The organism is Acidaminococcus sp. CAG:542 (genome assembly GCF_000437815.1).
Taxonomy (GTDB): domain Bacteria; phylum Bacillota; class Negativicutes; order Acidaminococcales; family Acidaminococcaceae; genus Acidaminococcus.
Window position 1 is genome coordinate 3,395 of record NZ_FR902034.1, and the last position, 10,015, is coordinate 13,409.

At 58.6% G+C, this 10,015-nt stretch carries 6 protein-coding genes; all 6 read right to left on the minus strand.

The annotated features are described in order from the left end of the window. The coding region (locus tag QVO43_RS02125; protein WP_288174339.1) for a glycoside hydrolase family 13 protein at positions 1–1,364 on the minus strand (1,364 nt) is incomplete at its 3' end. 42 nt (positions 1,365–1,406) lie between these two features. Then, the gene (glgA, locus tag QVO43_RS02130; RefSeq protein ID WP_022486963.1) at positions 1,407–3,044 is read right to left on the minus strand and encodes a glycogen synthase GlgA; all 1,638 of its coding nucleotides are present in this window, start codon (positions 3,042–3,044) and stop codon (positions 1,407–1,409) included. Positions 3,045–3,049: 5 nt separating this feature from the next. Further along, positions 3,050–5,017: a 1,4-alpha-glucan branching protein GlgB gene (glgB, locus tag QVO43_RS02135; protein WP_022486964.1), complete on the minus strand. Its 1,968-nt coding sequence runs from the start codon at positions 5,015–5,017 to the stop codon at positions 3,050–3,052. Between the two features lie 19 nt (positions 5,018–5,036). Then, positions 5,037–7,490, minus strand: a complete 2,454-nt coding sequence (locus QVO43_RS02140; RefSeq protein WP_308664315.1) for a glycogen/starch/alpha-glucan phosphorylase — start codon at positions 7,488–7,490, stop codon at positions 5,037–5,039. Next, the gene (gene glgD, locus QVO43_RS02145; RefSeq protein WP_022486966.1) at positions 7,487–8,599 is read right to left on the minus strand and encodes a glucose-1-phosphate adenylyltransferase subunit GlgD; all 1,113 of its coding nucleotides are present in this window, start codon (positions 8,597–8,599) and stop codon (positions 7,487–7,489) included. The genes QVO43_RS02140 and glgD overlap by 4 nt, the downstream gene beginning before the upstream one ends. Then, entirely contained in the window at positions 8,592–9,809 is a 1,218-nt protein-coding gene (locus QVO43_RS02150) for a glucose-1-phosphate adenylyltransferase (protein WP_022486967.1), read from the minus strand. The genes glgD and QVO43_RS02150 overlap by 8 nt, the downstream gene beginning before the upstream one ends. Between the last annotated feature and the right edge of the window lie 206 nt (positions 9,810–10,015).

Sequence of the window (10,015 nt, forward strand, 5' to 3'; positions counted from 1 at the left end):
CGGGGATAGTTCTCCACCTGCTGCCAGTACCGGCGGTCCGCTCCCTGGGCGTCCGTTTTCCCCAGGGCAAAATCCAGCATCAGGTTCCGGAGCACATAGTTCATCACGCTGTCCAGTTTCCCCCCGGACAGGTACTGGCGCTGGATTCCGTAGCTCTCCTTGTTGGAGGCGTCTTCCCACACTTCCCCGATAAGGGCCGCATCCGGCTCCTTTGCCTTCAGTTCCTGGTAGAAACAGGTAAGGAACCCGTCGGGCAGTTCGTCGGCCACATCCAGCCGCCAGCCGCTGATCCCGGCATCCAGCCAGTGATGGAGCACGCTGTCTTTGTCCCGGATGATGAAATCCAGGTAGGAAGGCTCCGTTTCCGTCACTTCCGGCAGGGATCGGTCCCCCCACCAGCAGCCATAGTCTTCCGGATATTTCCGGAAATGGTACCACTTGTAATAGGGAGAAGCGGGTCCCTGCCAGGCGCCCAGGCCCTTATAGGTCCCGGCCCGGTTGAAGTACCGGCTGTCGGCCCCGGTGTGGCTGAACACCCCGTCCAGGAGGATCCGCATCCCATGGCGCCGTGCTTCCCGGCACAGGATCCGGAAGGTTTCTTCAGAACCCAGGAAGGGATCGATGGCCTTGTAGTCCCCAGTATCGTACCGGTGGTTGCTCCGGGCCTGGAAAATGGGGTTCAGGTACAGACAGTTCACGCCCAGTTTTTCCAGATAGGGAAGCTTTTCCAGGATTCCCTCCAAGGTGCCTCCGTAGAAGTCGTAGTAGGCCACCTGGCCCTCTTTGTCCTTTACATAGCAGGGATTCCCTTCCCAGGCGCTGTGGATCAGGGCTCCCGGCTTTCCCTGGAACCGGTCCGCCGGCACCTTTCCCCGGCAGAACCGGTCCGGAAAAATCTGGTACACCACCGCCTGTTTCAGCCAGGCCGGCGTCACCGAGTCCCGGTCGTAGACGGTGATCTGGAAGGAAGGGGGCTCCCGGTCCCACAGCTGGCCCATTCCTCCCTGTTGGGCCTCATTGTTGCCGTACCAGCAGGTTTCCTCTCCCTGTCGGATCAGAAAATAATACCACACCAGGCAGCCCCGTTCCGGCACGGTGAAGGTGATTCCGTACCGGCGGGACCTGACTTCCGGTTCCTCCCCCGGCTGCCGGGCTTCCGCCCTCTCCGGGGCTTCTTGTTCTTTCTCTGTGCAGTCCATGGGCAGGAGGATTTCCCGTTCCTGTTCCCAGAGACGCAGAAAGACAGCCTCCGTCCCCCGTCCCTGCACCACAAGATGCAGGGTTACGGCAGTCCCTCCCGGAACCGCTCCGAAGGGGAAACGGCAGGCTGTCTGATGAGAATCATGATAGGCTGTAATTTCCACGATAATCGTCCTTTTCTGCTCCAGCCGGATTCCCGGAGTCCCTTACCGGAACTCCGGTTTTTTCCGGACGGCTTTCCGGACCGGCGTCTTCCGGGCCGTCTTCTTGTGGGCGGCGGTTTTCCGGAGGGCCCGTTTCCGGGTGCCGGCAGCTTTGGTCCGCAGCCCTTCCCCCGGTGCCTCTTCCGGCAGTTTTACCGCCACATCTCCCAGGGTCAGCTTCACAGCCGGGGCCGGGGCTTCCTCCGGTCCGGCGATTTTTTCATACAGAGCCTTGTAGGCCCGGGCGGACTTGTCCCAGCTGTTGTCACTGTGCATGGCATTGAGCACCAGCTTTTCCCACACCGTGTCCTCCTCATAGTCGCTGAGCCCCCGTTTGATGGTGAACAGCAGCTCATGGGCGTTGAAGTGGGCAAAGGACAGGCCGTTCCCTTCCCCGGAGAACTTTTCGAAGTTCTGGACCGAATCCCGCAGGCCTCCGGTGGCATGGACTACAGGAATGGTGCCGTATTTCATGGAGATCATCTGGCTCAGGCCGCAGGCTTCGTACCGGGAGGGCATCAGGAAGAAATCCGCCCCGGCATACACCCGATGTGCCAGATCCTCGCTGAACAGGATGTTCACGGACACCTTGTCCGGATACCGGGAGGCCAGGTCCGTAAGGGCCTGTTCATAGGCTTTGTCCCCGGTGCCCACGATCACCAGCTGGATGTCCTCCTGGAGCAGTTCGTCCATGATGCAGGTCAGAAGATCCAGCCCCTTGGCTTCCACCAGACGGGAGATCATGGCAAACACCGGCACCCGCCGGCTCACCGGCAGTCCCAGTTCCTTCTGGAGGGCTTCCTTGTCCAGGGGCTTCCGGATGAACACGTCTTTGTCCGTATAGCCATAGGGGATCCGGGGATCCTCCGCCGGGTCATAGGCCTTTTCATCCATGCCGTTGAGGATCCCGGTGATCTTCCCCTGGCACAGCCGCACATAGCCGTCCATTCCTTCCCCGAAATAGGGATACCGGATCTCTTCCGCATAGGAGGGACTTACGGTGGTCACAGCGTCCGCATATTCCATCCCGGCCTTCAGGTAGTTGACGCAGCCGCCGTTTTCGATTTTCCCACTGTCGAACAGGCTCCGGGACAGCCCCAGTACATCCTCCACGATTTCCGGCCCGTAGATGCCCTGGTATTTCATGTTGTGGATGGTGAACAGGCTTTTGATGCCCTGGTAGAAGGGATCCTTCTGGAAGTCCTCCTTCAGGTACACTCCCATAAGCCCCGTATGCCAGTCGTTGCTGTGGATGATATCCGGCCGGAACCCGATATGGGGCAGCATGGCCAGCACCGCCCGGCAGAAATAGGCGAACCGCTCCCCGTCGTCGAAGAACCCGTACAGGCCCTCCCGTTTGAAATAATATTCGTTGTCGATGAAGAACACCGGCACCCCGTCTTCCAGGGTAATCTTTTCCACCCCTACGTACTGCCGGCGCCAGGCCAGATCCACGGTTCCCTGCCACACCTGTTCCATCCGGCCACCGTATTTTTCCGCCACCTGGGCGTATTTGGGGATCACCAGAGCTGTTTCCACCCCTTCCCGGCGGAGTTTGGCCGGCAGGGCCCCCATTACATCCGCCAGGCCCCCGGTTTTGATGAAGGGCACGGCTTCTGAAGCTGCCAATAACACTTTCATGGGAATCACCTTCTTCTTTCTTTACCCGGGAGATTGACTTTCTTGGTTCCGTCCCCTTCGGTTTTCCTGATTTTTTTCAAATAAAGCACACCCAGAGGCGGCAGGGTCAGCACCAAGGACTGTTCCCGGCCGTGGAAAGGCACCTTTTCCGTTTCCACCAGCACCCGGCCGTCCTCCCGGAGCGTCCCGCACCGGACTCCGCTGCCGCCGAACTCTTCGGCGTCACTGTTGAACACTTCTTCCCAGGCCCCCGGTTCCGGGGCCCCGATCCGATACTCCCGGCGTACCACCGGGGTGAAATTGCACACCACAACGGTTTCCGCATCCGGATCCTGTCCCTTCCGGACAAAGGCAATGACGCTGTTGTCCCGGTCGTCGCAGCTGATCCACTCAAAGCCGGTCCAGTCGTAATCCACCTGCCAGAATTCCGGGTGGTCCAGGTAGAAATGATTCAGCGCCCGGCTGTAAGCCTGCAGTTCCTGATGCTTGGGATAATCCAGCAGCAGCCAGTCCAGCTGCTCCGCATACCGCCATTCGATGAACTGGCCGAATTCCCCGCCCATGAACAGCAGCTTCTTCCCGGGATGGCTCATCCAATACCCGTAAAAGGCCCGGAGCCCGGCAAATTTCTGCCAGTAGTCCCCTGGCATCCGGTCGATGAGAGATTTTTTCCCATGGACCACTTCGTCGTGGGACAGGGGCAGGATGAAGTTTTCCGAAAAAGCATAGTACAGGGAAAAGGTGATCAGGTCCTGGCACCCTTTCCGGTACAGGGGATCCGTGCTCATGTACTGGAGCATGTCGTTCATCCAGCCCATGTTCCATTTGTAGTTGAAGCCCAGGCCTCCCTGATCCACCGGCCGGGACACCAGAGGCCAGGTGGTGGATTCTTCCGCCACCATAAGGGCCTGGGGCTTTTCCCGGAACACCGCCGTGTTCAGCTGCCGGAGGAATTCCACTGCTTCCAGGTTCTCCCTTCCCCCGTATTTGTTGGCCTGCCACTGGCCGTCCTTTTTCCCGTAGTCCAGGTACAGCATGCTGGCCACCGCGTCGATCCGGAGACCGTCGAAATGGTATTCCTCCAGCCAGAACAGGGCACTGGATATGAGGAAGCTCCGTACTTCCGGCCGGCCGTAGTCGAAGTTCATGGTGTCCCAGTCCTTGTTTTCCGCCAGCAGGGGATTCCCGGATTCGTATAAAGGCTCCCCGTCAAAGAACCGGAGCCCGTGGGCATCCCGGCAGAAATGGCCGGGGACCCAATCCAGGATCACCCCGATGCCGTTCCGGTGGAACTGGTCCACCAGATACATGAGATCTTCCGGCTTCCCATACCGGCTGGTGGGAGCAAAATACCCGGTGGCCTGATATCCCCAGGACCCGTCAAAGGGATATTCGCACAGGGGCATGAATTCCACATGGGTATAACCCATGTCCTTCACATAGGGCACCAGGGCGTCCGCCAGTTCCCGGTAGCTCAGGAAGCTGCCGTCTTCATGACGCCGCCAGCTGCCGGCGTGGACTTCGTAGATGTTCATGGGCCCATGGTAGGAATCGTATTTTGCCCGGCTCTTCTGCCAGGCTCCGTCCCGCCACCGGTAGTTCAGGGAAGCCACCACCGAAGCGGTGTCCGGCCGCAGCTGGGCCCGGAATCCATAGGGATCCGCCTTCAGGATGGTTTCCCCGGAAGCGGTGATGATGGCATATTTGTACAGGGTCCCTTCCGGCAGATCGGGAACAAAGGTTTTCCAGATTTCCCCGTCTTCTGCCCGTTCCATAGGGTTGGCTTCCGGATCCCAGTGATTGAAATCCCCCACCACACTGACCTTTTGGGCATGGGGAGCCCAGAGGGAAAAACGGACACAGGGTTTCCTGTGCCATACGGTCCGGTGGGCTCCCAGGAGACGGCAGCTGTTTCCGTTGGTCCCGTTGTGGAACAGGTACATACTGTATGAATCAATGGCACTCAGACGCATAAGGGCTCCTTTCCATGGTTCAGACCCGTACGGGCTTCACCTTCCAGATGTCCCGGGCATACTGGGACACGGTCCGGTCGCTGGAGAAATGGCCGGACTGGGCAATGTTCACCGCCGAAGCCCGGAGCCAGCCCGGCCGGTCCTGATACCGGCGGAGGATTTCCTGATGGGCTTTCCGATAGGCATCGAAATCCTTCAGGACGAAGTATTCATCGTTCCGCCGGAGCAGGTCTTCATACAGCTGACTGAACAGGGGATTGGCCTGGAAGATTTCCAGTACCCGGCGGATTTCCTCATCCTGCCGGTACAGTTCCCAGGAGGAATAGCCCCCCTCCCGGTAGAACTTCTGGACTTCTTCTGCCCGGAGGCCGAAGATCACGCAGTTGGCGTCCCCCACCAGCCGGCAGATTTCCACATTGGCTCCATCCAGGGTCCCCAGGGTAATGGCCCCGTTCATCATGAACTTCATATTGCCGGTTCCAGAAGCTTCCTTGCTGGCAGTGGAAATCTGCTCGCTTACATCCGCTGCCGGGAACAGCCGCTGGCCCAGGGACACATTGTAGTTTTCCAGGAACAGCACCTTCAGTTTTTCCCGCACCCGGGGCTCCCGGTCGATGAGCTGGGAAACAGTATGGATCAGCTTGATCACCACCTTGGCCTCCCCGTAGGAAGCTGCCGCCTTGCCGCCAAAAATAAAGGTCTGGGGCAGAGGCACCGCTTCCGGGTCCTCCAACAGACGGAGATACAGGGAATACACATGGAGGATGTTCAGCAGCTGCCGCTTGTACATGTGGAACCGCTTGATCTGGATGTCAAAGACGGAATGGGGATCGAGGGTGATCCCCTTGGTCTCCTGGACCCACCGGGCCAGGGCATCCTTACGGTCCTGCTTCACCTGTTCCAGTTTTTCCTGGAAGGCCGGGTCGTCCCGGTAGGCCATCAGGTCCTTGAGTTTTTTCGGGTGCCGGATCCACTCCGTACCGATGGTGTCAGAAATGAGAGAAGCCAGAGGTGGATTGGATTCCAGCAGCCACCGGCGGTGGGTCACCCCGTTGGTCTTGTTGTTGAACCGGTCCGGGAACACCTCATAGAAGGGGTGCAGAGTGCTTTCCTTCAGGATTTTCGTGTGGAGCTCCGCCACCCCGTTGACACTGTGGCTGCCCACCACTGCCAGATTGGCCATGCGCACCTGGCCGCCCCAGAGGATGGCCACCTGTTCCGCCTTGTCTTCCCGTCCCGGAAATTTCTTCCGGTAGGCGGCCAGCCACCGGCGGTTCAGTTCTTCCACAATGAGATACACCCGGGGCAGCAGGCTCTGGAACAGGGGAATGGACCACCGTTCCAGGGCCTCCGGCATAATGGTGTGGTTGGTATAGGATATGCTGGATACCGTAAGGTTCCAGGCTTCCTCCCACCCCAATCCCTCTTCGTCCAGAAGGATCCGCATCAGTTCCGGGATTAAAAGGGCAGGATGGGTGTCGTTGATGTGAAGGGCCACATGCCGGGGGAATTCCCGGATGTCCCGGTGGAGCCCCCGGTAGTGGCGGACAATGCTCTGAAGCCCGGCGGATACGAAGAAATATTCCTGCATCAGCCGCAGCTTCCGGCCTTCTTCCGTGGAATCATCCGGATACAGGAACCGGGAGATCTGCTGGGTGGTGTCCTGGTACTGGAGGATCTTCCGAAAGTCCCCGCCCTGGCTGGGGCTCAGGATCCCGTCCGGGGCATATTCTGCCTGCCACAGCCGGAGGGTGTTCACCGTATGGTTCCGGTACCCGGGCACCGGCACGTCATAGGGGATGGCCAGCACCGAGCTGTATCCCTCATGGACGCATTCCAGCCCCCCCTTGCCGTCCGGGCGCATGTAGCAGTTCCCCCCGAACCGGACATGGACCGCCTTGTCCGACCGTTTGGTTTCCCATGGGAACCCGTCCTGGAGCCAGGTATCCGGCAGTTCCACCTGCTGACCGTCCACAATATGCTGTTCAAAAAGACCGTACTGGTACCGGATGCTGCACCCGTGGCCCGGCAGCTGGAGCGCTGCCATGGAATCGATGAAGCAGGCCGCCAGACGGCCCAGGCCTCCGTTCCCCAGCCCCGGATCCGCCTCCTGGGGCAGGATGGCATCCAGATCGAACCCCAGTTCCCGGAGTCCTTCCCGGGCCAGGTCCTCCATGCCGCAGTTCATCAGGTTGGCATCCAGCAGCCGGCCCAGCAGGAACTCGATGCTGAAATAATACACCTGCTTGGCCTGCCGGGAATCGTACCGCTGTTCCGTAGCCAGCCAGTCATCATAGATCAGGTCCTTCACCAGGTTGGCCAGCACCAGGTACACCTTTTTGGGACTCAGGGCTTCCGGTTCCTCATTGAACAGGACCTTGGCCTTCTGGGTGAAGAGACTGACAAATTGTTTTGGATTTTTCCAGGTTTTCGTAATGACCCCGCCTTCCTTTTCCGCAGCCGGACAGGTCAGAGGATATCATACTGGATCACGCACAGGGGCGCATCCGGCTTTCCGTTGAGAAACGCTTCCGGCTGGACTTCCTGGTTCTTGTCGCAGATTACCCGGTCCACCCGGGCTTCTTCGCCGATCACCGTGTTCTGCATGATGATGGAATTCTTCACCACCGCATTCCGTCCCACCCGCACCCGGCGGAACAGGATGGAGTTTTCCACGGTGCCTTCGATGACACATCCGTCCCCCACCAGGGAGTTGGTGACTTTGGCATCCGCCATGTATTTGGCCGGAGCCTCATCCTTCACCTTGGTGTAGATTTTCCGGTCCGGCCGGTACACGGCCTTCCAGTTGTCCAGGTTCAGCATGTCCATATTGGCTTCGTAATAGCTTTTAAGAGAATGGATCCGTTTGGCATAACCCCGGTATTCATAGCCGTAGATTCCGGGATGGGACACGTTCCGGGCCATCACGTCCATAAGATACTGGTTGGGATCCTGGGCAAAGGCCCTGCGGACCATGGCCACAAACAGCCCCCCGTCCAGGAGCATGCTCCCCAGGTATATTTTGTCCCCCTTCTTCAGGGTTTCTGATTTCACCAGTTTGGTCACATGGCCGCTTTCGTTGACGGATACCACATATCCGTCCCCTTCACAGTCCGCTTCCAGGGTCTTGTACACCAATGTCACATCCGCATTCCGGTTCCGGTGATAGTGGAGCAGCTGGTTGTAGTCGATGTTGTGGACCACATCGCAGCCGGAAAGGAGCAGGTAGTGGTTCCGTTCCCGTTCCACGAACCTCAGATTCTTGTAATAAGTCCGGATGTCCCCGGTCTGAGGATTGGTCACTTCCCGGGCCTCGTCCACCGGCAGGTAGAACAGACCGTGCTGTTTCCGGGCCAGGCTCCAGTCCTTACCGGACCGGACATGGTCCAGTACGGAACGGCTGTGGAAGGGCAGCAGCAGCCCCACCGTGTCCACCCCGGCGTTGACCATGGTGGACAGGGCAAAATCGATGAGCCGGTATTTCCCGGCAAAAGGTTCAGAAGCCATGGGCCGTTTCCTGCTCAGTTCCGCCATGTAATTGGGCCCCTGAAGATTGATGAGCCCGATGATGTTGTTATCCATTGACCACCGCTCCTTTCCCGTCCTTCTTTCTGCTGGGGCCTGCCGGCTGGACCTGTGCTTCCAGTCCTTCGCTGCCGGTGACCACATGGTCGTTGCCGAACACTTTGATGCTGCCGGCGGCGCCCCGGATCACTGCGCCAGCCCGTACCCGGCACCGTTCACCCAGGATGGCATGGTCCACCACCGCGCCTTTTTCCACCACCGTACCGGGCATCAGCACCGAATCGGTGACCGTGGCCCCTTCTTCCACCGTTACATTGTAGAAAATCACGGAATGGAACACGTTCCCCAGGATTACCGCCCCTTCCCCGGTGAGAGAACTGATCACCGAGGCATTGGGTCCCACATAGTGGGCGGGCAGGGACTGGTTCCCGGAATAGATCCGCCAGTCGGGGTCGTTGAGGCTGATGGGCGGGTTGTCGGACAACAGGTCCATATTGGCCTGCCACAGGCTTTCAAATGTCCCCACATCCTTCCAGTACCCTTCGAAAGGATAGGCGAAGGTGGGCACTTTGTCTTCCAGCAACCGGGGGATGATGTTCTTCCCGAAATCATGGTCCGAATCCTCCCGAGCCGCATCTTCCATCAGGTACTGTTTCAGCACATCCTTGTCGAAAATGTAGATGCCCATGGACGCCAGGTTGCTTTTGGGCTGGGCGGGTTTTTCCTCGAATTCCCGGATGCTCATATCCTCATTGGCGTTCATGATCCCGAACCGGGACGCTTCGGAAAGGGGTACCCGGAAGGTGCTGACGGTGACCTTGGCCCGGTGCTTTTTGTGGAAAGCCAGCATGGTGCTGTAATCCATGGAATAGATATGGTCCCCGGACAGAATCAGTACATACTGGGGATCGATCATGTCCAGGAAATTCAGGTTCTGGTAGATGGCATCCGCCGTGCCTTGGTACCAGTTGGAGGAATCCTTGTCGTTCATGTAGGGAGGCAGCACAAAGGTGCCCCCGCTGTCCCCGCTGTCCAGGTCCCAGCTGCTTCCGTTGCCGATGTACCAGTTCAGTTCCAGAGGCTGGTACTGGGTCAGGATCCCCACGGTACCGATCCCGGAATTCCGGCAGTTGCTGAGGGTAAAGTCAATGATCCGGTATTTGGCGCCGAAAAGCACCGCCGGTTTGGCCACGTTTTTGGTCAGGACTCCCAGACGGCTGCCCTTGCCGCCGGCCAGGATCATAGCCAGACATTCTATTTTCCTCAAAATCATCGCCTCCTGTAAAGATAGGTGCTGCATGTTTTTCGTATACAACTGTCTGCAAGCTGGTAAGAACAGGAAAATATACCCCTGCAGTCGCTGTCTCTTTGTCTATTTTACCATATTTATGAAAAAAAGGGGCTGTTGCATGAGCAACAGCCCCTTAGTCGGAAGTCAGGCGTCTGAAGTCGGAAGCCTCAGGACAGGATCCG